This window comes from Rhodoferax sp. MLSD5-FHT05B10 (genome assembly GCF_058793415.1).
This window is the reverse complement of record NZ_JBXAFT010000001.1, coordinates 1-24,780: the sequence shown is the minus strand read 5'-3', so window position 1 is coordinate 24,780 and position 24,780 is coordinate 1. Positions and strand designations below refer to the sequence as shown.

Annotated in this window: 21 protein-coding genes; 7 read left to right on the top strand and 14 right to left on the bottom strand. The window is 64.0% G+C overall.

Annotated elements, in window-relative coordinates; all coding sequences use genetic code 11:
* The first annotated feature begins 17 nt into the window (after positions 1–17).
* Positions 18–1,226: a GNAT family N-acetyltransferase gene (locus AC1Q5W_RS00105; protein WP_492645694.1), complete on the top strand. Its 1,209-nt coding sequence runs from the start codon at positions 18–20 to the stop codon at positions 1,224–1,226.
* Between the two features lie 13 nt (positions 1,227–1,239).
* Here the strand turns inward: AC1Q5W_RS00105 and AC1Q5W_RS00100 are convergent, their stop codons facing one another.
* Together AC1Q5W_RS00100 and AC1Q5W_RS00095 are read right to left on the bottom strand one after the other, a co-directional pair.
* Entirely contained in the window at positions 1,240–3,057 is a 1,818-nt protein-coding gene (locus AC1Q5W_RS00100; protein WP_492645693.1) for a methyl-accepting chemotaxis protein, read from the bottom strand.
* Positions 3,058–3,101: 44 nt separating this feature from the next.
* A complete protein-coding gene (locus AC1Q5W_RS00095) occupies positions 3,102–3,620 on the bottom strand; it encodes a chemotaxis protein CheW (protein WP_492645692.1) in 519 nt (172 codons plus the stop codon).
* Positions 3,621–3,957: 337 nt separating this feature from the next.
* On the opposite strand from AC1Q5W_RS00095, the gene AC1Q5W_RS00090 reads away from it, so the two are divergent.
* On the top strand, positions 3,958–4,752 hold the full coding sequence (locus AC1Q5W_RS00090; RefSeq protein ID WP_492645691.1) for an esterase/lipase family protein: 795 nt from the start codon (positions 3,958–3,960) through the stop codon (positions 4,750–4,752).
* Positions 4,753–4,905: 153 nt separating this feature from the next.
* Here AC1Q5W_RS00090 and ppa read toward each other — a convergent pair whose 3' ends face one another.
* Positions 4,906–5,445, bottom strand: a complete 540-nt coding sequence (gene ppa / locus AC1Q5W_RS00085) for an inorganic diphosphatase (RefSeq protein WP_492645690.1) — start codon at positions 5,443–5,445, stop codon at positions 4,906–4,908.
* Between the two features lie 255 nt (positions 5,446–5,700).
* Here ppa and AC1Q5W_RS00080 point away from each other — a divergent pair, with 255 nt between their 5' ends.
* Together AC1Q5W_RS00080 and AC1Q5W_RS00075 are read left to right on the top strand one after the other, a co-directional pair.
* Positions 5,701–7,752, top strand: a complete 2,052-nt coding sequence (locus AC1Q5W_RS00080) for a sodium-translocating pyrophosphatase (RefSeq protein WP_492645689.1) — start codon at positions 5,701–5,703, stop codon at positions 7,750–7,752.
* Between the two features lie 118 nt (positions 7,753–7,870).
* The gene (locus tag AC1Q5W_RS00075; RefSeq protein ID WP_492645688.1) at positions 7,871–8,500 is read left to right on the top strand and encodes a response regulator transcription factor; all 630 of its coding nucleotides are present in this window, start codon (positions 7,871–7,873) and stop codon (positions 8,498–8,500) included.
* On the opposite strand, the gene AC1Q5W_RS00070 is transcribed toward AC1Q5W_RS00075, so the two are convergent.
* Genes AC1Q5W_RS00070 through AC1Q5W_RS00060 form a run of 3 tightly spaced genes read right to left on the bottom strand, consistent with a single transcriptional unit; the run spans position 8,485 to position 13,266 of the window.
* Positions 8,485–10,455 (bottom strand): hybrid sensor histidine kinase/response regulator, encoded by a 1,971-nt coding sequence (locus AC1Q5W_RS00070; RefSeq protein ID WP_492645687.1) that lies wholly within the window; start codon positions 10,453–10,455, stop codon positions 8,485–8,487. The genes AC1Q5W_RS00075 and AC1Q5W_RS00070 overlap by 16 nt on opposite strands.
* Entirely contained in the window at positions 10,452–11,387 is a 936-nt protein-coding gene (locus AC1Q5W_RS00065) for an ABC transporter substrate-binding protein (protein WP_492645686.1), read from the bottom strand. The genes AC1Q5W_RS00070 and AC1Q5W_RS00065 overlap by 4 nt, the downstream gene beginning before the upstream one ends.
* A gap of 10 nt (positions 11,388–11,397) precedes the next feature.
* Positions 11,398–13,266 (bottom strand): TonB-dependent receptor plug domain-containing protein, encoded by a 1,869-nt coding sequence (locus tag AC1Q5W_RS00060; protein ID WP_492645685.1) that lies wholly within the window; start codon positions 13,264–13,266, stop codon positions 11,398–11,400.
* A gap of 187 nt (positions 13,267–13,453) precedes the next feature.
* On the opposite strand from AC1Q5W_RS00060, the gene moaA reads away from it, so the two are divergent.
* Positions 13,454–14,614, top strand: a complete 1,161-nt coding sequence (gene moaA, locus AC1Q5W_RS00055; RefSeq protein ID WP_492645684.1) for a GTP 3',8-cyclase MoaA — start codon at positions 13,454–13,456, stop codon at positions 14,612–14,614.
* On the opposite strand, the gene AC1Q5W_RS00050 is transcribed toward moaA, so the two are convergent.
* The 4 genes from AC1Q5W_RS00050 to AC1Q5W_RS00035 all read right to left on the bottom strand — a co-directional run bounded on the left by AC1Q5W_RS00050 (position 14,611) and on the right by AC1Q5W_RS00035 (position 20,300).
* Positions 14,611–17,700, bottom strand: a complete 3,090-nt coding sequence (locus AC1Q5W_RS00050; RefSeq protein WP_492645683.1) for an efflux RND transporter permease subunit — start codon at positions 17,698–17,700, stop codon at positions 14,611–14,613. The two genes, moaA and AC1Q5W_RS00050, sit on opposite strands and share 4 nt — an antisense overlap.
* Positions 17,697–18,878: an efflux RND transporter periplasmic adaptor subunit gene (locus AC1Q5W_RS00045; protein ID WP_492645682.1), complete on the bottom strand. Its 1,182-nt coding sequence runs from the start codon at positions 18,876–18,878 to the stop codon at positions 17,697–17,699. The genes AC1Q5W_RS00050 and AC1Q5W_RS00045 overlap by 4 nt, the downstream gene beginning before the upstream one ends.
* 160 nt (positions 18,879–19,038) lie before the next feature.
* Positions 19,039–19,491 carry a ribonuclease HI gene (gene rnhA / locus AC1Q5W_RS00040; protein WP_492646178.1) on the bottom strand — a complete coding sequence of 151 codons (453 nt, stop codon included), beginning with the start codon at positions 19,489–19,491 and terminating at the stop codon, positions 19,039–19,041.
* 38 nt (positions 19,492–19,529) lie between these two features.
* On the bottom strand, positions 19,530–20,300 hold the full coding sequence (locus AC1Q5W_RS00035) for a class I SAM-dependent methyltransferase (protein ID WP_492645681.1): 771 nt from the start codon (positions 20,298–20,300) through the stop codon (positions 19,530–19,532).
* Here AC1Q5W_RS00035 and gloB point away from each other — a divergent pair.
* Positions 20,299–21,069: a hydroxyacylglutathione hydrolase gene (gloB, locus tag AC1Q5W_RS00030; RefSeq protein ID WP_492645680.1), complete on the top strand. Its 771-nt coding sequence runs from the start codon at positions 20,299–20,301 to the stop codon at positions 21,067–21,069. The two genes, AC1Q5W_RS00035 and gloB, sit on opposite strands and share 2 nt — an antisense overlap.
* Complete coding sequence (locus AC1Q5W_RS00025) at positions 21,066–22,631, top strand: transglycosylase SLT domain-containing protein (protein WP_492645679.1); 1,566 nt, start codon at positions 21,066–21,068, stop codon at positions 22,629–22,631. The genes gloB and AC1Q5W_RS00025 overlap by 4 nt, the downstream gene beginning before the upstream one ends.
* A gap of 31 nt (positions 22,632–22,662) precedes the next feature.
* Here the strand turns inward: AC1Q5W_RS00025 and AC1Q5W_RS00020 are convergent, their stop codons facing one another.
* The 4 genes from AC1Q5W_RS00020 to AC1Q5W_RS00005 all read right to left on the bottom strand — a co-directional run.
* Entirely contained in the window at positions 22,663–23,076 is a 414-nt protein-coding gene (locus AC1Q5W_RS00020; protein ID WP_492645678.1) for an MAPEG family protein, read from the bottom strand.
* Between the two features lie 41 nt (positions 23,077–23,117).
* Positions 23,118–23,708: a recombination mediator RecR gene (gene recR / locus AC1Q5W_RS00015; RefSeq protein WP_492645677.1), complete on the bottom strand. Its 591-nt coding sequence runs from the start codon at positions 23,706–23,708 to the stop codon at positions 23,118–23,120.
* Between the two features lie 22 nt (positions 23,709–23,730).
* Positions 23,731–24,063 (bottom strand): YbaB/EbfC family nucleoid-associated protein, encoded by a 333-nt coding sequence (locus tag AC1Q5W_RS00010; RefSeq protein ID WP_296162168.1) that lies wholly within the window; start codon positions 24,061–24,063, stop codon positions 23,731–23,733.
* A gap of 27 nt (positions 24,064–24,090) precedes the next feature.
* A partial coding sequence (locus tag AC1Q5W_RS00005; RefSeq protein WP_492703985.1) for a DNA polymerase III subunit gamma/tau C-terminal domain-containing protein occupies positions 24,091–24,780 on the bottom strand: 690 nt, incomplete at its 5' end.

Genomic DNA, 24,780 nt, shown 5'->3' with positions numbered 1-24,780 from the left:
CGCGCACCAGGAGCCGCATGGCTGACAACGATTATGTCATTCGCGTCGTCACCTCACCGCTGGACGTGGACGCCCAGGCGTGGGACACCCTGCTGCACCTGCAAGCCGACGCCAGCCCCTTCATGCGCCATGCCTACCTCTGCGCGCTGCACACCAGCGGCTGCGCGACCCCGGAAACCGGTTGGGCGCCCCATTTCTTCACGCTGGAGTCGGGCGGCGTGCTGGTCGCAGCCTGCGCCCTGTACGCCAAAAGCCACTCTTATGGTGAATACGTGTTTGACTGGGCCTGGGCCAATGCCTACCAGCAGCACGGCCTGTCGTACTACCCCAAAGCCGTCGTGGCCGTGCCCTTTACCCCCGTTCCCGGCGCCCGCCTGCTGGCCCGCAGCGCGCACGCCCGCGCTGCGCTGGTGCAGGCACTGGTGCAATGGTGCCGGCAGTCGGGCTTGTCATCCTTGCACCTGCTGTTTGCCCAGGCGGCGGACGTGACGGCCTGCACCGAGGCGGGCCTGAAGCTGCGCCACACGGTGCAATTCCACTGGAACAACGCCACCCCCGCCTACCGCGACTTCGAGCACTTCCTGGCATCGCTCACGCAGGAGAAACGCAAGAAAATCCGCCAGGAGCGGCGCAAGGTGCAGGAGGCCGGCATCACCTTCCGCTGGGCTCAGGGCTCCGACATCACCCCAGCCGATTGGGATTTCTTCTACCACTGCTACGAGCGCACCTACCTGGAGCACGGCAACGCACCCTACCTGAACCGCGACTTCTTCCAGCGTATGGCCGACACCATGCCGCAGCACTGGCTGTTGTTCATCGCCGAGCGGGCTGGCCGCGCGGTTGCTAGCAGTTTGATAGCTGTTGACGCAGATGCTGCAACGTCTGGTGGCCCAAATGGGACACAAAATTCAGCCGGGGTTGCTTATGGTCGCTACTGGGGCGCACTGGAACGGGTGGATTGCCTGCACTTTGAGGCCTGCTATTACCAGCCGCTGCAGTGGTGCATAACCCATGGCTACCAGCGTTTTGAGGGAGGTGCCCAGGGCGAACACAAAATGGCACGCGCCCTGCTGCCCGTCAAAACCACCAGCGCCCATTGGCTGGCACACCCGGCGTTCGCCGACGCGGTGGCCCGGTTTCTGGAGCGCGAGGACCAGGGAATCGGTCAGTATCTGGAAGACCTGGCCGAACGCAGCCCCCTGCGGCACAACGGCCAGGGGCGTTAGGCACCCCGCGAGGTCAGAAGGTTTCCCAGTCGCCATCCCCCGCCGTGGCCGCCACTTTGACGGCGGCTGCCGGACTCGCCGGGGGTGTGCTGGCTACCGGGGCTGCGGCACGGGCCGCCGCTACCGGCGCTGCACCGGCGCCCTGTGGCTTGGATACCACCGCGGCCCGTGACAGCACGGTGCCCTGATCATGGATCCGGCGTTCAGGCCCAGCAAACGGCGTGCTGCGCGGCACACTGGAGCGCACCGCCACCCGCGACGGTGCCGCATTGGCGTCACTGGCGCTGAGCTTGAAGGCCGCAACCACCTGCACCAGATCGTGCGACTGGGTTTTCAGGCTGGAAGCCGCCGCCGCCATCTCCTCCACCAGCGCCGCGTTTTGCTGCGTGGCCTGGTCCATCTGCGTCACCGCCTCGCCCACCTGGGTGACACCCGAGGCCTGCTCATGGCTGGCGGCGCTGATCTCGCCCACGATATCGGTCACCCGTCTGATGGCACTCACCACTTCCGTCATGGTGACACCCGCCTGATCGACCAGCGCCGTGCCCTGCTCCACCCGCTCCACGCTGGCGCCAATGAGGTTCTTGATCTCCTTGGCGGCGTCGGCCGAGCGACCGGCCAGACTGCGCACTTCGCTGGCCACCACGGCAAAGCCGCGGCCCTGTTCGCCGGCGCGGGCCGCTTCCACGGCTGCGTTCAGGGCCAGGATGTTGGTCTGGAAGGCAATACCGTCAATAACGCTGATGATGTCGTTGATCTTTCGCGAAGACTCGTTGATGCCCTTCATGGTCTCCACGACCTGACCCACCACTTCACCGCCCCGCACGGCAACGGTTGACGCATTGGTCGCCAGCTGGCTGGCCTGGCGGGCGCTGTCGGCGTTTTGCTTGACGGTGGAGCTGAGTTCCTCCATGGACGCCGCGGTCTGCTCCAGGGCGCTGGCCTGCTGCTCGGTGCGGGCCGACAGGTCATGGTTGCCCTGGGCGATTTCGGCGCTGGCCGTGGCCACGCTTTCCGAGCCCTGGCGGACATTGGCCACCACCTTGGCCAGCCCCAGGCGCATGGCCTCCAGCGCGTGCAGGAGTTGCGCCGGTTCATCGGTTCCCTTGGCCTGCAACTCCGACGTCAGATTGCCATCGGCAAACTCCTTGGCGGCCTCCACTGCGGACTCGATGGGCCCGGTGATCTGGCGGGTGATCCAGATACCCATCACCACCGCGAGCGCCACCGCCAGCCCCAGCATCACGAGCACCCCCACCTGGGATGCCGTGTAGGTTTGCTGTGCGCCGCCATAGGCATCCTTGACGCCCTGGCCATTCAAGGCATACATCTCTTCCATTGCCTTGAACAGCGACCGGAAGGCCAGGCGGGATTCGCCCCGCAGGAAGTCAAAGCTGGCGGCGGCCTCGGCAGGGCCCAAGTCCGACATGGTCAGCAACTTGGTGTTGCTGGCGTAGTACGCGGCCAGGTTCTTGTTGTACGTATCCCAGGCCTGTTTTTCAGCCGGTGATTTCAGGTGCGTTTCGAACTTGCGGCCCACTTCCGCCAGCTTGGCCTTGTCGGCCGCAATGCGGTCGGCTTCGGGCTTCTTGTCTTCCGGAATGACCGCCATCACGTGCAGAAGCTCGCCCTGGCGCAGGTCCCCCAACAAGCCCTGCATCTCCCCCACATACCGGCTGCTGGGCAACCAGTTGGTGGCCATGTCATCGGTGTTGGCATTGATGCGCGCCAGCTGCGATACGGCAAACCCGCCAGTAACGGCTGTCAGCAGCGCCATGACGAAAAAGGCAGCACCCAGTTTGGTGCGGATTTTGAAGTCGGAGAAATTCATGAACCAGAAACCCAAAAATCAGAAATAAAACAAACCGGCATGCATCAGCTCAAGGCGGCAGAAACCATCCCCATTTCGGCATTGCTCAGCAAGGCGTCCATGTTCATGACGATCAGCATGCGCTCGCCGACATTGGCCAACCCCAGGATGAAACGCGCCTCGATCGACGATTCGAATTGCGGGGCCGGCTTGATGACCTTGGCATCGAGCGACACCACATCGGACACCGAATCCACCACCACCCCGACCATGACGCCGCGCACGTTCAAAATGATGACCACGGTGAATTCGTTGTACTCAACCTTGGAAATGTTGAGCTTCAGGCGCAGATCCACAATGGGAACAATGACGCCGCGCAAATTGATCACCCCCTTGATGAAGCTGGGGGAGTTGACCATTTTGGTGGGCTCTTCATACGAACGGATTTCCTGCACACGCAGAATATCGATGGCGTATTCCTCCCCGCCCAAACGCAGCGTCAGGTACTGCCCCGAGTCCGCCACCACCGGGCTCTCAGGTGTACCCTGACCGGGAGAAGAAGACGGGTTCTGCGCAGTTTGCATGGTTGTTTCCTTGACATCAATCAAAGGCTCCGCGCGCCGCAGAACCTTCAATTCATCATACACGGCGCTCCTGTGTAAAGCGGTCGGAAAAGGTGCGGGAATACCCTTCCAATCGGCACGCATTCCCTGCTTTGGAAACGCCATCGCACGCAGGCTGCCCCACGGTACGCGAGCGTAACCACGCGCCCCGGACCCCCAAAGCGAAACCAGTCACCTAGGTGACGAACCAGCGAATACCCGGCCCAAAAACGGGCACTTTATGGAAGCAACCCGCACCAAATGCTGCTAACGTTGGCCCCAGGTTCAGCAACTGACAAGGCCGCCCGGCCTTCCCTCCATGGCAAACGCGCACACACCCGCAACCGACGGCAACCACCCACCACCGCCTAACGCGCTCCTGGTCGCGCTGGAGTTGCGCGCACCCTGGGAGTTGTGGTCGGTGTTGCCGAGCTGGCCCGCGCTGATGCGCGCGCCGTGTGGAGACGGGCACCCCGTCATCGTGTTTCCCGGCCTGTCCGCCAGCGATGGCTCCACCTTGCCCTTGCGCGGCTATCTGCGGAACCTGGGTTACGACGTGTCGGGCTGGAACCAGGGCTACAACTTCGGCCCGCGTGCCGGCATTCTGGAAACGGCCAAGCGGCAGGTCATCGACACGTTTGAAGCCTCTGGCGAAAAGGCGAGCCTGATCGGCTGGAGCCTGGGCGGCATTTACGCCCGCGAGCTGGCCAAGGCGCTGCCCCACTGCGTGCGCAGCGTGATCACCCTGGGAACCCCTTTTTCCGGCTCGCACAAAAGCACCAATGCCTGGCGCCTGTACGAGCTGATCAGCGGGCGCAGCATCGTGCGCGAAACCGAGAACTTCGACCTGCCGGCTGCTCCACCGGTTCCCACCACGTCCATCTATTCCCGGACTGACGGTGTCGTGGCCTGGCCAACCAGCGTGCAGGCGCCCTGCGCGCGCAACCCGCACACCGAGAATGTGGAAGTCTTTGCCAGCCATATCGGCCTGGGGATGAACCCCAGCGCCTGGTGGGCCGTGGCCGACCGGCTGGCACAGCCCGCCGGGCAGTGGCGCCATTTTGAGCGCAGTTCCGGCATCAAGCGGCTGGTGTTCCCAAACCCCGGCCGATAAGACCGCTGTAGCTGCCGTTGGCTGGAGCAGACACGAAAAAGCGCCTGGCAGCCACGCTGCAGGCGCTCTGTTTTTGATAGCTGCTTGCGCAGTATCTGCGCGGCTCAGGGGCAAAAACGATGCGTTTTTTACTCCCTCTCACGCGCCAGGGTATCAGGCCTGTGTCTTCTTGTTGTAGTTGGCGATGCCGTCCATGATTTCCTTATGGGCCGACTCGGGGCCTTCCCAGCCCAGTACCTTGACCCACTTGCCTTCTTCCAGGTCCTTGTAGTGTTCAAAGAAGTGGGCAATGGTCTTCAGGCGCAAAGGTTGCAGGTCTTCCGGCTTTTCCCAACGGCTGTACAGCGACAGGATCTTGTTGGTAGGCACGGCCAACACCTTGCCGTCTTCACCGGCCTCGTCCGTCATTTTCAAAATGCCGATGGCACGGCAGGTCACCACCACACCCGGGATGAGGGGCACGGGAGTGATCACCAGCACGTCCACGGGGTCGCCGTCACCGGAAATGGTCTGGGGCACATAGCCGTAGTTGGTGGGGTAGTGCATGGCCGTGCTCATGAAACGGTCCACAAAAATGGCGCCGGATTCCTTGTCCACTTCGTACTTGACCGGATCGGCGTTCATCGGGATTTCGATGATGACGTTGAACGACTCGGGAATGTTTTTTCCAGGGGTGACGTTGTCCAGGGACATTGAATTTGCTCCGCTTTGAGGTTTGCAGGGGCCGCTGGATGCGGCGCCATGATCGGGATGGGCCAAGGCCTGTGCCTAGGATTAACCCTGATTTTACTGACACCCGCCTTGCTCGGCCCGGAAAACCGGTTTTTTCCGGGTACAGTGACCGGGTTGGCCAATCGTCTCCCCTCCCGGACGCACGAGGAAGCAACGCAGCGGGGCTCCGCTAGCGTGGCGCCCCTCCCTAGCGAAACAACATCAGGAGGTATCTCTATGACGGGCAACTCGGCGCTGATTCTGGCGCTTGTTTGCGGGTTCATTGCCGTGGCATACGGCTTCTGGGCACGCAGTTGGATTCTTTCCCAAGACGCCGGCAACGCGCGCATGCAGGAAATTGCAGCTGCCATCCAGACCGGCGCTGCCGCCTATCTGGCGCGGCAGTACAAGACCATCGCCATTGTCGGCGTGGTACTGGCCGTGCTGATTGGCGTATTTCTGGACCCCTTGAGTGCCGCCGGCTTTGTGGTCGGCGCCGTTCTGTCGGGCGCCTGCGGCTTCATCGGCATGAACGTCTCGGTCCGTGCCAACGTGCGCACGGCGCAGGCCGCCACCAAGGGCATTGGCCCGGCACTGGACGTGGCCTTCCGTGGCGGTGCCACGACCGGCATGCTGGTCGTCGGCCTGGGCCTGCTGGGCGTGACGGCGTTTTACTGGTTTCTGGTACCCGATGGCGCCGTCTCCGTCGCCAAGCTGAATCCGCTGGTCGGATTTGCCTTCGGTTCCTCGCTGATCTCCATCTTCGCGCGCCTCGGTGGCGGCATCTTCACCAAGGGGGCGGACGTTGGTGCCGACCTGGTGGGCAAGGTCGAAGCCGGCATTCCCGAAGACGATCCACGCAACCCGGCCGTGATTGCCGACAACGTGGGCGACAACGTGGGTGACTGCGCCGGCATGGCCGCCGACCTGTTCGAGACCTACGCCGTCACATTGATTGCAACCATGGTGCTGGGCACCCTGCTGGTTTCCGGTGGCGGCACCAGCACCGTGATCTATCCGCTGGCGCTGGGCGCGGTGTCCATCGTGGCATCCATCATCGGCTGCTTCTTCGTCAAAGCCTCTCCCGGCATGAAGAACGTGATGCCGGCGCTGTACAAGGGCCTGGCCGTCGCCGGCGTGCTGTCCCTGGTCGCGTTCTACTTCGTCACGCAGTCGCTCATCCCCGACAACGCGCTGGGCGGAACCGGTGCGCAGATGAAACTCTTTGGCGCCTGTACCGTCGGTCTGGTGCTGACAGCGGCACTGGTCTGGATCACCGAGTTCTACACCGGTACGCAGTACGGGCCGGTGCAGCACATCGCACAGGCATCCACTACCGGCCACGGCACCAACATCATTGCCGGCCTGGGGGTTTCCATGCGCTCCACCGCCTGGCCGGTGATTTTTGTCTGCGTGTCCATCTGGACCGCCTACTCGCTGGCCGGTCTGTACGGCATTGCCATTGCGGCCACTTCCATGCTCAGCATGGCGGGCATCGTGGTGGCGCTGGACGCCTACGGCCCCATCACCGACAACGCCGGCGGCATTGCCGAGATGTCGGAGATGCCCGCTGCCGTGCGCGACATTACCGATCCGCTGGACGCAGTGGGCAACACCACCAAAGCCGTGACCAAGGGTTATGCCATCGGGTCCGCCGGTCTGGCCGCGCTGGTGCTGTTTGCCGACTACACCCACAAGCTGGAGGCCTACGGCAAGGCCATTACCTTTGACCTGAGCAATCCGATGGTCATCATCGGCCTGTTCATTGGCGGCCTGATCCCCTACCTGTTTGGCGCCATGGCAATGGAGGCCGTCGGCCGCGCCGCCGGCTCGGTGGTGGTGGAAGTGCGCCGCCAGTTCCGCGACATCAAGGGCATCATGGACGGCACGGGCAAGCCTGAGTACGACACCGCCGTCGACATGCTCACCACCGCCGCCATCAAGGAAATGATGATCCCCAGCCTGTTGCCCGTAGTGGCGCCGATTCTGGTTGGTCTGGTCCTCGGCCCGGCGGCGCTGGGGGGCCTGCTGATGGGCACCATCGTGACCGGTCTGTTCGTGGCCATCTCCATGTGCACCGGTGGCGGCGCGTGGGATAACGCCAAGAAGTACATCGAAGACGGCCACCACGGCGGCAAGGGTTCCGAAACCCACAAGGCCGCGGTCACAGGTGATACCGTGGGCGATCCCTACAAAGATACGGCCGGCCCCGCCATCAATCCCTTGATCAAGATCATCAACATCGTGGCGCTGCTAATCGTTCCCGTCATGATGAAGATCCACAGCTGATCTCCACCGTGCCCCAAAGAAGCCCGCTTAGGCGGGCTTTCTTTTTTTGAACCGATCTTCACACCTTGGGTTACCATAGCTGCGTATCTCCGAATGCCGCTTTGTCACCGATCCAACCGTGAAAATTCTTGTTGTTGATGACCATGCCCTGGTACGCGAAGGGTTGCGCCAGGTGCTCAAGGGCCTGGACGAATCTGTAGAGGTCCTGCAGGCGGGCACCTGCGCCCAGGCATTCGCGACAACCCAATCCCACAACGACCTGGATCTGATCCTGCTGGATTACCGCCTGCCCGACATGACCGGGCTGGAGGCCCTGGCCATCTTTGGGCAACAGCATCCGGAACTTCCCATCGTGATGCTGTCCGGTTCGGCCAACGTCCAGATCATGCGCCAGGTTTTGCAGGCCGGCGCCGCGGGCTTTGTAACCAAATCCAGCCTCAGCGACGAACTGCTGGGCGCTGTGCGGCGGGTACTCGACGGTGACGTCTACCTGCCGCATGAACTGGAAACCGACACCCTGCCGGAACAGCCCGATCCGGCCTCCGAGCGGCCTGCGCTGACCCAGCGCCAGGAGCTGGTGCTGCGCGGTCTGCTTGATGGCCAGTCCAACCGGGAGATCAGCCAGGCACTCAACGTTTCCGAAGAAACCATCAAGACCCACGTCACCGCCATCCTGCGGCACTTCGCCGTACACAACCGCACCCAGGCGGTGGTTGCCGCAGCGCGCTGCGGTTACACCGCGTCCTGAACCCCATCACCCGGCGCCACTGTCCTCTGCCCTCCCGCGGCTGCGCTGGTCAAATGGCGCAACAGGCTGCGCAACTTGGCCGGGCGAACGGGCTTGTGCAGCAGCGTCAGACCGGCCGCCTTGGCCGCCTGCATCAGCGCACCATCGGTGTCTCCACTCATCAGGCAGGCCGGTATGTCTTGTCCGGCCAGATCGCGCAGACTGGCAATGGCCGACAAGCCGTTGCTGCCGTCGCCCAGACGGAAGTCGCTCACGATCACATCCGGAATGGCCCCGTTGCGCAGGAGCACCCGTGCCTGCTCCAGGGTCTGCGCCGCCTCCACATGGCAGCCCCAGGAAGCCAGCAGTTCGCGGATCGCCTCACGGGCAGAACCATCGTCTTCGATCACCAGCACCCGCACCCCATCGAGCCCCGCCACACTGGGCAGCACGCTGGCAACGACCACCGGCATGGCAGCCGGAGCCATTGCCCGTGGCGCGGTGATGGAAAAACGGGTACCGCAGCCCAGGTTGGAACGCAGGACCACGGTGTGACCCAGCAAGCGCGCGCTGCGCTCGACGATGTTGAGTCCCAGGCCCAGCCCCCGGGAACGTTCGCGCCCGGTATTGCCGACCTGGTAGAACTCCTTGAAAATTTCGGACTGGTGCTCGGGTGAAACGCCGATGCCGCTGTCCCACACCTCAATGCGCACGCCGTTGCCGTGATCGGCCGACCGGCACGCCAGCAGCACCGTGCCCCGCTCGGTGTAGCGAATGGCATTCTGAACCAGGTTCATCACCATGCGCTGCAGCAGCATCTCATCGGTCATGGCCCACAAGGCCGTGGAGCGTACCCGCAGGCGCAGCCCCTTGTCCGCCGCCACAGGCCCCAGCACGCTACGAACCGATTCCAACAGCGCGTCCATCGGTACCGCCCGCACGTGCACCGGCACCGCTCCGGCATCCAGTCGGGAAAGATCCAGCAAGCCATCGAGCAGGTCCTGCATGGCATGCACGGACGCCTCCAGGCTGCCCACCAGCTGCCGGGTCTGCGCATCCATCGGCAGCTGCCCTAGACGGGCAATGAACATGCCCAGTGCATGGGTGGGCTGGCGCAAGTCGTGGCTGGCCGCCGCCAGAAAGCGCGACTTGGCCAGCGTTGCGGCCTCTGCCTCCTCCTTTTTCAGGCGCAGTTCGTGCGTGACGGTGGCCACCCGCTGCTCCAGATCCTCTCGGCTCCAGGCCAGGCGCTCCGCCATCCGACCCAACCCCATCTGCAGCTCGTACAGGGGGTCCTTCGGGTCCGGATCGGCCCCCACCGCCAGGTCACCCCGCCCAATGCGCTCGATCATGCGCGACACCCGGGCCACAGGAAGCACAACCCCCTGCCCCAACCGGGTCGCCAGCCCACCGCCCACCATCCAACCCACAAACCCCACAAAAACCGCCACGAACAGGATGTCCCGCTGGTGGGAGCGCAGGCCGTCCGTTGACAGTTCCACCACGGCGTGACCCAGCACCATGGGGGGCACCGACTGCCCCCCCGGAGGCGGTGAGAACAGGTCGTCGAGCTGCACATCGCTGGTACTGATGACCTCCGTCAACACGTCAATGCCCCGCGCACGCTGTTGCTGCACATAGACGGGACTCGACAGGTCCGCGAGCGTCTGGTACCCGCCAGCACCCGCCCGGGCCAGCAACAAGCCACCGGCACCGAATACGGCAACCGATCGCACGTCGGGCTCACGCTGCATGCCGTTCACCACGCTCTGCAGGTTGGTCAGGTTGCCGGAAAACAGCCCGTATTCGCTGGCGATGGCGACCTGGTGCACCAGCAGCTTGGCCCGCTGCCGGTGGGCCGCGTCCAGGTCGCCCACCCGGGTGCTCCAGAAGACACCGACCAGGACCACAATGACCAGAGTCACGGGCAGCAGCGCGGCGGCCAGCATGCGGGTGCGGATGGTGGTGAATATCATGGCCGTTTGTCCATTCGTCGCAAGCTGTCGGTGAGCGTGGCAGCATCCAATGCCAAGCCCAGTGAGCGGGCCACATGCTCGTTCACTCCGATGGAGAACTCCGCGGGGTACTGGGCCGGCGGCAGTGCCCCTCCCTGCAGCAAGGTGCGTGCCATGGTTGCCGCCTGCAACCCGACCTGGGTCGGCGTGGTGTGCAGGGACAGCAAGGCACCCGCCTTCACATACGCGGGAGAAAAGGCCAGCACCGGCGTATGCGCGCGGTAGGTCGTCAACAAAATGCTGGAAATGGTGGCGCTGTTGAAAACCTGGGGGTCGGCAATGGCCAGCAACACGTCAGCATCATCCAGCACGGTCTTGAGTCCGCCAAACAGCGAACCGCTCAGCGCCACGGAACCACTGACCAGGCTCAAGCCCCGCGCGCTGAGCGCCGGCAGCAGCAAGGACTGCTGTTGCACGGACTCCGTACCCCACAAGACCCCAATCCGTTTGGCCGCGGGCAACGCCAGCCGCAACAGGTCCAGCTGGCGTCCAAACGGTTGGTCCAGGTACAGCGCCGTCACCGCGGCGGTCTTGTTGCCCGATTCCTTGCGCACCCGTTCGACGCTGCTGCGGGGAATGAGTGCGGCCAGCACCGGCACCCGCACATCGCGCAGGAGCATCTGCTTCAGCGCATCGGCACCCAGGGTCACGAACAGGCGGGGTGCCGCCTCCCCCGCCACCGCCACACCTGCGGACTCCGGGACCGAAAGGAGGGCGATGTCCGACCGGGGCACCCCGCTGCGTTCCAGTTCGCCCACCAGCGCGCCGGCAGCATCGGTATAGCCGGCGCTGCGTTCGCTGGTGACAACCACCACGCTCGCCGCCTGCACCGCCCCCACCCAGCACAGCGTCCACCACAGGCACGCAAGGAATTTGAGCAGGGGGACGGGCACCGGGCAGGCCTTACTGTTCGAACCGCAGGGACACCAGGGCCCGGCGGTCAAAGAAGAACTTGGTATCGCCGTCGCGATAAGGCATATCCAGATTCTGGATCGTCAGCGCCAGCTCGGCCCGGGTCTTGCCCGCACGGAACGGCTTGGCAATGCGGACGTCGGTGCGGCCCATGGACCACAACGGATTGGCCACGCCTCCCGAGTCATTCGACATCAAGGCGACTTCCTCGGTCCGCTGGTGCATCAGGGACAGCGCAATGCCCGATGCCAGCGTGTGCATCACCGTCAACGACCCCGCAAACTTGGGGGCTCCGTGCAGGGTCCGGAAGTCCGTCGCATCCGCAATATTGGTCCAGGTCTGGTTGAAGAAGACCTGGGTGTCCACACCCGGCTTCCAGGTGATCTGGTACTCGGCGCCCGTAATGGCGTAGTCTTCCTTGTTGACGCAGTTCTGTGGAATGACCAGCAGGCACACAATGCCGTCCGAAATGCGCTCATCGAACAGGCGCAAGTCCCCGCTCAAGCCGGCGGCCGGCAGATTCATGTAGTAACCCAACTCCCGAGTCTCCACGCGCTCGGACTTCACCTGACCGTTGCTGGCGACAAAGGTGAGCGGGTTGGCACCGTTGATGTCGTAGTACTTGACGTCCCCGTATTTCTCAAAGGCGCTGGGGGGACGGAATGCCCGTGAAACACCGGCACGCAGGGTATGCCCGTCGACGACATGCCAGTTCAGCATGACACGCGGCGATGCGGAATCCCCCCCGATATCGCTATGCTCCCCCATCAGGCCGGCGTTGAGGATCAGGGCCGGCGACAAGCGCCACTCGGCATTGCCAAACACGCGGTGGAAATCCGTGCTGACCTGTCGCCGCACATCGAAACTGGAGCGCGAAACCAGCTGCTCCCGTCGCAATTCGGCACCCCATACGGTGCGCAGCGCAGAGGAAAACCGCACGGTGTGCTGCAGGGTCAGCGCGTCATTGAACTCGCGCCCACTGAAGTCAATCAGCGTTCCGTAATACAGGGCCCCAAAATTGTTGCTCAGGTAGGGGAAATTATCCCGGTACGTGTTTTCCGTGTGCGAGAGCGTGACCGCCACGTCCTGGTCGTCCGCCACGGTTTTACGCCAGTCCAGCTGCACAAACTGGGAGCCCTGGTAACGCATGCGTGCGGCATTGCCGGCGTCTCCAGGCGTTCCACGGCCGGCGTTAATGTCCAGCATGCCGACGCGCACATCCAGTTCATTCCCGCCCCCGGGTGACAGGTGTGTGGAGAAATTCGCCCGGCCAACCTGGTTCTTGCCAAACGCTCCGCGCAGGCCATTGTCTTCACGGGTATCGGCGCTGATGCGGTACATCGCCGATTCATCCCCCCAGCCCAGGCGGGCGGCCACGTCCGCCACGCCGTTCTCCCCGGCAGTCAGACTACCGGCTGCTCCGGCCGTTTCCCGGACGTCCCGCGAAACGATATTGATGACCCCCAAAAAGGCACGCGCTCCGTAGGCCGCAGAATTGGAGCCGCGCAGCACTTCGATGCGCTCAATGTCATCCAGTCCCAGGGTTTGCAGGCCCATGCCAATTGAACCCTGCAAATAGCCGGAATACACCGACCGACCGTCCACCAGAACCTGGATGCGGTTGGCCCAATCGTTGCTGCGACCATGGTAGGTGGCCATGGGCGCATCGGTTTCAAAGGCTGTGGTGGTCTGGAACCCCGGCACCAGCCGCAGCAGGTCAGCCACGTCCCGGGCGCCGGACATGCGGATGAACTGCCGGTCCAGAATGGTTACGGCACCGGGAGTCTCGTCCAACGGCTGCGCCAGACGCGACACCGACAGGACAATGGGCACATCCCCCAGGAAATCGCGCTCGGACACGGCCGCTGACGCAACACCGGTTTGGGCCTGCGCCAGCGAAAGCTGGCAATAGCAGAAAGAAAAAAATGTATTTTTTGTGCATGAAAGGGTCTCCAACGACGGCGCGTTCTCTCGCTCTTGTTTGGTATTCACAATTTTGCACTGTATTGCGTCGCAAATTTGCCACAGACAAGGGACAATAGCGGGTATGTCCGAACGTTCCACTCCCCGTGTCATTCCACTGGTTGTCCAAGCCGGAAAAGTCAGCCCACCACCGTCGATTCCTCTGGCGCCGGGGGAGCACATCGCGGCGCAAGGCCTGTTGACCGATACCCTGGGGCGCGATCTGCGCGATCTGCGCATCAGCGTCACCGACCGCTGCAATTTCCGGTGCAACTACTGCATGCCCAAGGAGATTTTTGACAAGGACCACCCGTACCTGCCACACGCCGCCTTGCTGTCGTTCGAGGAAATCACCCGCATTGCCCAGCAGTTTGTGGCCCACGGCGTGCAGAAGATCCGCCTGACCGGTGGAGAGCCGCTGCTGCGCAAGAACATTGAAGTACTGATTGAAAAGCTGGCGACGTTGCGCACGACGGAAGGCAAGCCCCTGGACCTGACACTCACCACCAACGGGTCGCTGCTGGCGCGCAAAGCCAGAGATCTGAAGGCAGCGGGCCTGCAGCGGGTCACCGTGAGCCTGGACGGGCTCGATGACGCCACATTCCGCCGCATGAACGACGTGGACTTTCCGGTCGCCGATGTGCTCGACGGCATCCACGCTGCACGCGAGGCAGGCCTGGGCCCCATCAAGGTCAACATGGTCGTGAAACGGGGAACCAACGACCAGGAAATCATTCCCATGCTGCGCCATTTCAAGGGCAGCGGCATCGTGCTGCGTTTCATCGAATACATGGACGTGGGCGCCACCAACGGCTGGCGCATGAACGACGTGCTGCCTTCGGCTGAAGTCATCCAGCGCATCCAGGCTGAAATGCCCCTGGTGGCGCTGGAACCTGCCGCACCGGGAGAGACCGCTCAACGCTGGGGCTTTGCCGACGCCGCAGGTGCCCATGACGTGCAGGCCGGGGAAATCGGCGTCATCAGCAGCGTGACGCAGGCTTTTTGCGGCGACTGCAACCGCGCCCGCCTCTCCACCGAAGGCCAGCTGTACCTGTGCCTGTTCGCCAACCAGGGCTACGACCTGCGCAGTCTGGTGCGGGGCACGGCCAGCGACGCGGACCTGGCCTCGGCCATCGGCCATATCTGGGGTGCGCGCGCGGACCGCTATTCAGAATTGCGCGGTGCCATGACGGCCGACACCGGAACCGGCGGCCGCCGGGTCGAGATGAGTTACATCGGCGGCTAGGATGCCGCGGCTGTCGACTCCGGCGTGGTCACCGGCCCCTTGCCGCTGAAGCGATCCAGCGCCAGATAGATCACCGGGGTGATATAGAGCGTCACGGCCTGGGAAAATACCAGCCCCCCCACCACCGCCAGCCCCAGAGGCTGGCGCAACTCGGCACCGGCCCCCAGACCCAGGGCAATCGGCACGGCTCCCATCAAGGCGGCCAGCGTTGTCATCATGATGGGCCTGAAACGCAGGATGCAGGCCTCGCGGATCGCCTCGGACGGCGTCATGCCGTGGTGTCGCTGTGCATCCAACGCAAAGTCGATCATCATGATCGCATTCTTCTTCACGATGCCGATCAGCAGCAGAATGCCGATGGTGGCAATGATCGTGAGATCCTGTCCAAACAGCATCAAGGTGCCCAGCGCACCGACCGCGGCCGACGGCAGACCGGCCAGGATGGTAATGGGGTGGATGTAGCTTTCATACAGCACCCCCAGCAAGATGTAGATCACCAGCAGCGCCGCAATGATCAGCACGATCTGGCTTCCCTGGGAACTCTTGAAGACAGCCGCGTCTCCGCCATAGCTGGTAATGATCGATGTTGGCAGCCTGATGGCCGCGCGCGCCTCATCGATGCGGGTTGTTGCATCACCCAGCGCGGCTCCGGGCGCCAGGTTGAATGACACCGTCACCGCCTGCAACTGGCCCACATGGTTGATGGAAGTCGGCCCCACCGTTCTCTGCACGGTCGTGAACGCCGAAAGCGGCACCAGCGAACCCGTGGCAGATCGCACATAGATGGCGCTAATGGCACGCTCATCGAGCTTGGCTTGCGGAGCAGCCTCCAGGATCACCTGGTAGCTGTCCGTCGGGAGATAGATGGTGGAAACCTGGCGCTCGCCGAAGGCGCTGAACAGGGTGGAGCGGATCTGGTCAATGGAAACGCCCAGGGAATTGGCACGATCGCGGTCTATCTGCAACTGGGCCTGAAGTCCGCGCAGCTGGGCGTCACTGGTCACATCGCGAAACAGCGGATCGGCCCGCAATCGTTCCTGCAGCTTCGAGGCCCAGTCGTTGAGCTCATCGGCGCGAACGCTCTGCAGAATGTACTGGTACTGGGCCTTGCTCGGGCGTCCGCCGAGCTGCAGGTTTTGAATCGGCCGCATGAAAACGGCAATCCCCGTCACGTCCCGCAGCTTGCGTCGCAGGCCTTCAATCACCTGCTTCATCGGCTGGCGCTGACCACGGGGCTTGAGCGTAACGAACATGCGTCCGGCATTCTGGGCCCCGCTGCCGCCGTTGAAGGAGCTGACCGCGCCCACATTGGCATCCGCCCGGATAATGGCCGCCGCGCTCTCCTGCAGACGAACCATCTCGGTGAACGACGTGTCCTCTGCCGCCTCGGTCGAGACCGTGATCTGGCCAATGTCTTCTTCCGGGAAAAACCCCTTGGGAATGACATTGAACAGCCAGGCAGTTGCCAGGAACGTGAGCAGCGCTACCAGCAGGACGGTCTTGCGGTGCCCCAATGCCATGTCCAGCGTGCGCGTGTAGGCGCGCAGGGTTGCATCGAACCCGGCTTCCACCACACGTTCCAGCTTGCCCGGCGTCTTTTCGTGTGGCTCATTCTTCAGGAACCGGCTGGCCAGCATAGGAACCAGGGTCAGAGACACAAAGGCCGACACCACAATGGACAAGCCCACCACCACGGCGAACTCATGAAACAGCAGGCCGATCACGCCTGGCATGAAAAAGATGGGAATGAACACGGCAATCAGCGAGGTCGAGATCGACACAATGGTGAACCCCACCTCGCGCGAACCACGCAGTGCCGCGCTGAACGGCGCCTCTCCGTTTTCCACGTGCCGCATGATGTTTTCCAGCATCACGATGGCGTCGTCCACCACCAGCCCCACGGCCAGTGTCAGCCCCAGCAGCGAGACATTGTCCAGGCTGTACTTCATCCCCCACAGCAACGCCACCGCGCCAATCAGCGAAACGGGCAAGGACAATGTGGGAATGGCCGTGGCCACGAAACGGCGCAGGAACAGGAAAATCACCAGCACCACCAGCGCGATGGTTCCCACCAGCGTCAGCGAGACGTCGTGCAACGCGTCGCGCACCGAAACCGACCGGTCGTTCACCGCCGTCATCCGGACCGACTGCGGCATCTGCGCCTGCAAGGTGGGCAAAGCGGCCCGCACCGCGTCCACCACCCGCACCGTGTTCGCCCCCGGTTGGCGCAGGATGGCCAGCGTAATCGACGGCTCGCCGTTCAAGTTGGCAAACGTCTTTGCCGTTTCCACACTGTCTTCCACGCTGGCAATATCCTTCAGCCGCACCGGTGCGCCATTGCGCGTGGCGATAATCAGGTCCGCAAACTCGGCCGCGTTGCGCAATTGCCGGTTGGCCTGCAGCGTGAGCATCTGGCGCTTACCGTCCAGCGTCCCGACGGGGGTGTTCACGTTCGCTGCGCGCAGGGCGGCAGAGAGTTCATCCAGCCCGATGTTGCGCGCGGCAATCGCCTCCGGCAGCACGCGCACGCGCACGGCAAAGCGCTTGGAACCAAAGATGTTGACCTGGGCCACGCCACTGATCGTGGACAGCGTAGGGGAAATCAGATGTTCCGCGTAGTCCTGCAGGTCCGACGGGGCCAGGGACGGCGAAGTCAGGGCCACCAGCAGCACCGGTGCGTCAGCCGGATTGACCTTGCGGTAGGCCGGCAACTGCGTCATGTCCTGGGGCAGCGAGCGCTGCGCCCGCAGCAGCGCCGCCTGCACGTCCAGTGCCGCACCGTCAATGTCGCGCCCCTCCTCGAACTCAAGTGTCAGCGACGTGTTGCCCAGGGTACTGGTCGAGCTGATGAGCGCCAGGCCCGGAATGGTCTGGAACTGCTTCTCCAGGGGCAAGGCCACCGAGGTCGCCATGGTCTCCGGATTGGCACCGGGCAGCGATGCAAACACGTTGATCACCGGCGTGTCATAGCTCGGCAAGGCCGCCACCGGAATGCTGCGGTAGCCGATCACTCCGGCCAGCACAATGGCCAGATTCAGCAGCACCGTCATCACCGGACGGCGAATGAACAGTTCAGAGAGGTTCATGGCTTCGCCGACCCGGCTGCGCGCTCCACTACGGCCGAGTCCGGCCGCAGGTTCTGCCGCCCTTCCAGCACCACACGGTCGCCACCCTGCACACCGGTCACGGCTGCCTCATCGGCCTGCGATGCCAGAACCTGGACCTTGCGGACCACTGCCTTCCCGTCCTGAACCACGTACACGATGGGCCCGCGCGTGCTTTGGATGATGGATGCCAGCGGAATAACCACGGCATCTTTCAGCGTGCCGGCGGTCAGCTCTACGTTGACAAAGGCGCCTGGCCACAGCTGGGCCTCGCGGTTGTCAAAACGGGCCTTGGCCTTGACCGTTCCGGTTGCTGCATCCACCGCACTGTCCACAAACTGCAGACGCCCCTGCACAGCACCTTTGTTTTCCGGCAGTTTCGCGGTCACCCGGATGCCCCCACCCTTCAGGCCGGCCAGCGCGGTTTCCAAATTGCTCTGGGGCAGGTTGAATGCCACGGACACCGGGTCGAGCTGGGTGATGGTCACCAGCGTGGTCTGATTGGCCTGGACGGCGGTTCCGGCGTACACATTGACCGTACCCAGCCGCCCGGCGCCCGGCGCCTTGACCCGCGTGTACGACAGCGACAGCTCCGCCGCATTGAGGGCCGCGCGATCCGCCGCCACCGTTGCCAGCTGGGACTCCACCTGCGCCTGGTTGGTGTCCAACGCCCCCTGCGAGATGAAATTCTTGGCAATCAGGTCCCGGCTCCGTGCCAGCTGGCGCTGGGCGTCGGCCAGCGCGGCCTCGTCCTTGGCCATTTGGGCCCGCGCCTTGGCCACGTTGGCCTCGTCCGCGCGTGCATCCAGTGAAAACAGCAGATCACCGGCCCGCACGAACTGCCCCTCCTGAACATGCACCCGCGTGAGCACACTGGTGGTCTGGGGTTTCACGTCCACGCTCGACACGGCTGCCACGGTGCCGATCGCCTGCAGGTTCACATCGAAATCCCGCTGCCGGGCGAGTGATGTGGTCACGGCAATCGGCGCCGCGGTCCCTGCCCGGCTGGCACCGGCACTGGCTGCAGGTGCGGGCCCTGAATCCGTCTTGCTACCGCAGGCCGCCACCAGACTGGCACCGGCCAGGGCTGCGACCAGCGGAAACGACAGCGTCCATTTTTTCCGGTTCACCACTTCAGCGCAAAAACGAACGAAAAACATCTTTGGAATCTCATCAAGGCGCGCCTGGAAAAGCGACACGCAGCAGACCCTCAATGTACCAGTTCGAGCCGCGCCAATCGGCGTCGGGAACCCAGGCGCCAGCCGACGGCGCCACAACTTTGCACAGCTTTACACGGGCCGCGCAATCCGGCCCGCGCGTTCAGTGCCGGCCCAGGGCCTTCTCCACACCCCGGTTGGCCAGCGCATCCGCGCGCTCGTTGCCCGGGTCGCCGTTGTGTCCACGAACCCACTGCCAGTCAATGGAGTGCCCCATGTGAGTCACCTGGTGGTCCAGCTGCTGCCACAGGTCCACATTCTTGACCGGTTGCTTGGCTGCCGTCTTCCAGCCCTTGGCCTTCCAGCCCGCGAGCCATTCGGTCATGCCCTTGAGGACGTACTGGCTGTCCACGTTCAGCGTCACCGCGCACGGGCGCTTGAGCACGGCAAGCGCCTGGATCACGGCCGTCATTTCCATGCGGTTGTTGGTGGTTTCCAGCTCGCCGCCGAACAGCTCCTTTTCGGTCCCATCGGACGAGCGCAGCAAGGCGCCCCAGCCACCGGGGCCCGGATTGCCCTTGCAGGCACCGTCCGTGTAAATCACTACATGGCTCAACGTTTCTTTCTTGGTCACTATCCTGATTCCTGCATCCATTAACGGTCGTTCGCCCGGTTGGCGACCGACACCGACTTGCGCACACGCGCCGGCGCGGTTTTCCACTGCGGCTCCAGCAGGCGCATGCCCCGCACGCGCTTGACTGCCACCAAAAAATACGCGGCACCAAAAATGGGCCACCAACGCGCCCCGGCACGGTCCATCCATTCAAAGCGCTGCAACCACTTGTCATTGCCCACACCGGGACGGTAGCAGCCAAACTCCCCCACCTCGACCTCGAAGCCCAGCAGACGCAGCCAGTCCCGCAGCCGCCAGTAGCCAATGAACTCGCCACCGTCCGGCAGGAACAGGCGCCCCACGCCCAGTTTGCGGTACAGATGGGCACGGCGCTGGCGCAAACCCCACAGACTGGTGGGATTGAGCCCGCAAATGACCACCCGGCCTTCCGGCACCAGCACGCGCTCCACCTCGCGCAGGGTCACATGGGGGTCGGCACTGAATTCCAGCGTATGGGGCAGCACCACCAGGTCCAGGCTGGCGGCGGGAAACGGCAAGGCGGTAAAGTCGTTCACCAGCACCACCTCGCGCACAGGCGGATGTCCGGCCTGCGGCAGGTCATCCGTGGCCAGCCAGCGGTGGGGCATGCGGTTAGCCTGCAGGCCATCGAGTTCCGGCACACCCAACTGCAGCGCATGGTAACCAAATATGTCGGCCACCGCTGCGTCCACCTGGGTGCGCTCCCATTCCAGCAGGTATTGGCCTGCAGGCGTGTGGAACCAGTCTTGCAAACCTATAATTTGAGTGCTCATGAAGTTAATACCGCTGCCTGCTTATGTCGACAACTACATCTGGATGCTGCACGACGGGCAACAGGCTCTGGTAGTGGACCCCGGCGATGCCGAGCCGGTGATCCAGGCCCTGCAGCGCGAGGGCGTGCATCTGCAGGGCATTTTAGTCACGCACCACCACGCCGATCACACCGCGGGCGTCGACCGCCTGCGCCAAGTGACCGGTGCGCCGGTCTTCGGCCCTGCACACGAACCCATGCCCGAGCCGCTGCAACGGCTGGTCGGTGGCGAGGTGGTGCGCCTCCTCGGGCTGGATTTCCAGGTGCTGGAGGTGCCGGGCCACACGGCCGGGCATATCGCTTTCTACTGCCCGGCCATGGACGCCAGCCCCCTGCTGTTCTGCGGCGACACCCTGTTCAGCGCCGGCTGTGGGCGCCTGTTCGAAGGCACACCGGAGCAAATGCTGGCATCGCTGGACCAGCTGGCGGCCCTGCCCGATGCCACCCGTGTCTGCTGCACCCACGAATACACCCTGAGCAACCTGAAATTTGCGCTGGAAATCGAACCCGACAATGCCCAGCTCGTTGCCTACAATGCCCACTGCCAGGCCCTGCGCGCCCAGGGGCAACCTACCTTGCCGTCCACCCTTGCGCTGGAACGCCAGATCAACCCTTTTTTGCGCAGCCGCCAACCCACCGTCGTAGCCGCCGCCCGCCGATTTGATGCGCGGGGCGTGGACCAGGCAGGCACCTTTGCCACGCTGCGCGAATGGAAGAACCAATACCGATGAACTTTTTCAAGCTCTCCTGCCTCGCGGGCCTGCTGTGGCTGACCGGGTGCGCAAGCACCCTCTCCACCGACGCCACCCCGCCGGACGGGCTCACGCTGCACTCCAGCAACGTGCTGGGGCGCTCCGCAGCCCCTGCCGCCAGAACTGCAACCGGCCGCCCTGCGCTCACGCCCATCACCGCGCAGCAAATGCCCACGCGAACCGTCATGTCGCTGGCGCCGCCGGTCGATCTGTGGGACCGCATCCGCCGCGGCTATGCCATGCCGGACCTGGACAACGACCTGGTCCATGACCGCGAGCAGTGGTATGCCTCGCGCCCCGACTACATCCTGCGCATGACGGAGCGGTCCAAGAAATACCTCTTCCACATCGTGGAAGAGCTGGAAGTGCGCAACATGCCCACCGAACTGGCCTTGCTGCCCTTCATTGAAAGCGCCTTCAATCCGCAGGCCGTCTCCGGGGCCAAGGCCGCGGGCATGTGGCAGTTCATGCCTGCCACGGGCAAGTCTTTCGAACTCAAGCAGAACGCATTTCGGGACGACCGACGCGACGTGCTGGCCTCCACCCGCGCGGCACTGGACTACCTACAAAAGCTGTACGGCATGTTTGGCGACTGGCATCTGGCGCTGGCGGCCTACAACTGGGGCGAAGGCAGCGTAGGGCGCGCCATTGCCAAGAACCGACGTGCCGGCCTGCCCACCGGCTACCCGGACCTGAACATGCCGATGGAGACCCGGTTCTACGTGCCCAAGCTGCAGGCCATCAAGAACATCGTGTCGCAACCCGAGGCCTTCAACTCCGCCCTGCCGCTCATTGAAAACCACCCGTACTTCCAGTCCGTCACCATCCGGCGCGACATTGATGTTTCGCTCGCCGCCCGGCTGGCTGAAGTGCCGCTGAACGACTTCAAGGCCCTGAACCCGTCCATCAATCGGCCCGTCATCATGGCCGCCGGCACCCCGCAGATCCTGCTGCCCTGGGACAACGCCGAAATTTTCCAAAGCAATCTGGAAGCCTATGGCGGCGGCCGGCTGGCGAGCTGGACCGTCTGGATTGCCCCCAGCACCATGCGTCCCGCCGATGCTGCCAAGCGCGTCGGCATGACCGAGGCCGATTTGCGCAGCGTCAACGCCATTCCCCCCCGGGTGGTGATCCGGGCCGGCTCCTCCCTGCTGGTTCCCCGCGCCAACCACATCAACCAGGACGTGACCGAGAAAGTGGCGGACAACGGCCAGCTCTCGCTGGCCCCCGAAGTAGTGCTCAAGCGCAGCGTGCTGCGGGCCGGCAAGAACGACAGCGTGGCCAGCGTGGCCCGCAAATACCGGGTCAGCGCGGACCAAGTGGCGCAGTGGAACAAGGTCAATGCATCGGCCCGCTTCAAGCCGGGCCAGCAGGTGGTGGTGTTTTTGCCCGCCACGTCGCGCGGCGGCAAGTCGCATGCCGGCTCACGGGCCACGGCATCCAAAAAAGGTGGAACCCGCACGGCTTCCGCCGGCAAGGCCGCCGGTGGCAAGCACGGCAAGAAATCGAAAGCGTCCAGCACCCGGGTGGCCAAGCGCTGACCGCGCCGCGCCAGGGCGCTGCCGCGCCGGTCTAGCGGTAGCCTACGAACAGAATGGCAATGTTCACCAGCAGCCCGGCCGTCCATGCCAGGCTGCGCGCCTTGGCCATGCCCGAAACGTACATCATGATGTACAGCAGGCGGATCACCACGAACAGGAAGGCCAGCACGTCCAGCCGGCCCTGATGGGCGCCGAGCAGGTGGGCGATGATGACCGCACCCACAAAAAACGGCAGCGCCTCAAAACTGTTGGCCTGCGCGGCGTTGGCGCGGGCGCGCCAGTCGGTCTGGCGTGCCAACCAGGCACGGGGGTTCTCGTTGTCGTACCCGCCTTCGCGTCGCGGCTTGCCAAACATGCCGGCCTTGGCCAGACTGGAACAACCTAGAGGCAACAGCGCGGCAATCAGCACGCACCAGTAGGCGATGGTGAAGTGGGCGTAAGGCATGAAAAAAACTTTCGGATAAAAAAACTGGGGTTCAGGGGGCGTCAGCGCCGGTCCACCAGGGCATGGGCAATGGTGCCCAGATCAACGTACTCCAGCTCGCTGCCTGCGGGCACACCACGCGCCAGGCGGGTGAGCCGCAGGCCGCGGGCCTTGAGTGCCTCGCTGATGACGTGCGCCGTGGCCTCCCCTTCGGCCGTGAAATTGGTCGCCAGGATCACCTCCTGCACCACGCCGTCACAGGCGCGTTCAAACAGCTTCTTCAGGCCCAGGTCGTTCGGGCCCACGCCGTCCAGCGGGCTGAGCTTGCCCATCAGCACGAAATACAGTCCGCGGTAGGCGCCGGTGCGCTCCAGGGCCGACTGATCCGCCGGGGTTTCCACCACGCACAGCTTGCTGTGGTCGCGCTGCGGGTCCAGGCAGGTGGCGCAAATCTGCGCTTCGGTGAACGTGTGGCAGCGCTCGCAGTGGCGCACGTCGCTGGCAGCCGCCTGCAACGCACGCGCCAGGGTCAACGCGCCCTCGCGGTCGTGCTGCAACAGGTGGAAGGCCATGCGCTGGGCCGACTTCACCCCCACGCCGGGCAGGCGTTTGAGCGACTGGATCAGCATCTCCAGGGAATGGGCGTCGGCCACCGGCAGCGTCCTGCGCTTGTACTCAGAACGGGAACTTCATGCCACCGGGCAGACCGGGCATGCCGGCGGTGATCTTGCCCATTTTCTCGGCCGAAGTTTCCTCGGCCTTGCGCACCGCCGCATTGAAGGCGGCGGCCACCAGGTCTTCCAGCATGTCCTTGTCGTCGGCCAGCAGGCTGGGGTCGATGGTGACGCGCTTGACGTCGTGCTTGCAGGTCATGGTGACCTTGACCAGGCCCGCGCCCGACTCACCCGTTACTTCGATATTGCCCAGCTCGTCCTGGGCCTTCTTCATGTTGTCCTGCATGGCCTGGGCTTGCTTCATCAAGCCGGCGAGTTGTCCTTTGTTGAACATGGGTTTCCTTTGAAAGGTTGCAATGAATTAACTGAGCGGCTTGATGGAACCGGGCACGATTTTCGCGCCAAAGTCCCGCATCATGGCCTGCACAAACGGTGCGTCAAAAATAATCTTCTCGGCGGCGAGCTGCTTCTCGGCCGACGCCGCCTGGTTGCGCCGCCCCGGGGTGTCGGTCACGCGACCAATCTCCACCACCAGCTTGACGTCAAACCCGGCCGCCTGCAGCGCGGCGGTCAGGCGGTCGCGGGTGCCGGCCTGGTTGAGCGACTCGCGCTCCAGGCGCAAGATCCACTGGTCGGTATCGCGCGCCACCAGTTGCGATTGCAGCGCCAGTTCCCGCACCATGGCGGTGATGGCCTCAGCCTGGATGAGTTGCTGCACCGTGGCGTGCCAGAAGTCGCCCTCTTCGGTGGGAACCAGCACCGGCGCGGCCTGGGCAGCGACGGCGTCGGCGCGGGACTCGGCCTGCATGCGCACCGGAACTGCTACAACTTTAGTAGCTTCCCGCGCAGGTTCCACGGGGGCTGCAGACCAATTGGGTTCCGAATTGAAGGCCGGATCGGTCTCATACCCGTCTTCATCGTCTGGCGCATCGGGTGCGGTGGGCGGCGCACTGTTGCGCACGGGCAGCACCTGGCCCGGTGGCACCACCGCAGCCGCCTTGGGCGGTGCGTCCTCGGCCTCTTCCCACGGCTGCACCGCCCGGGGTCGGGC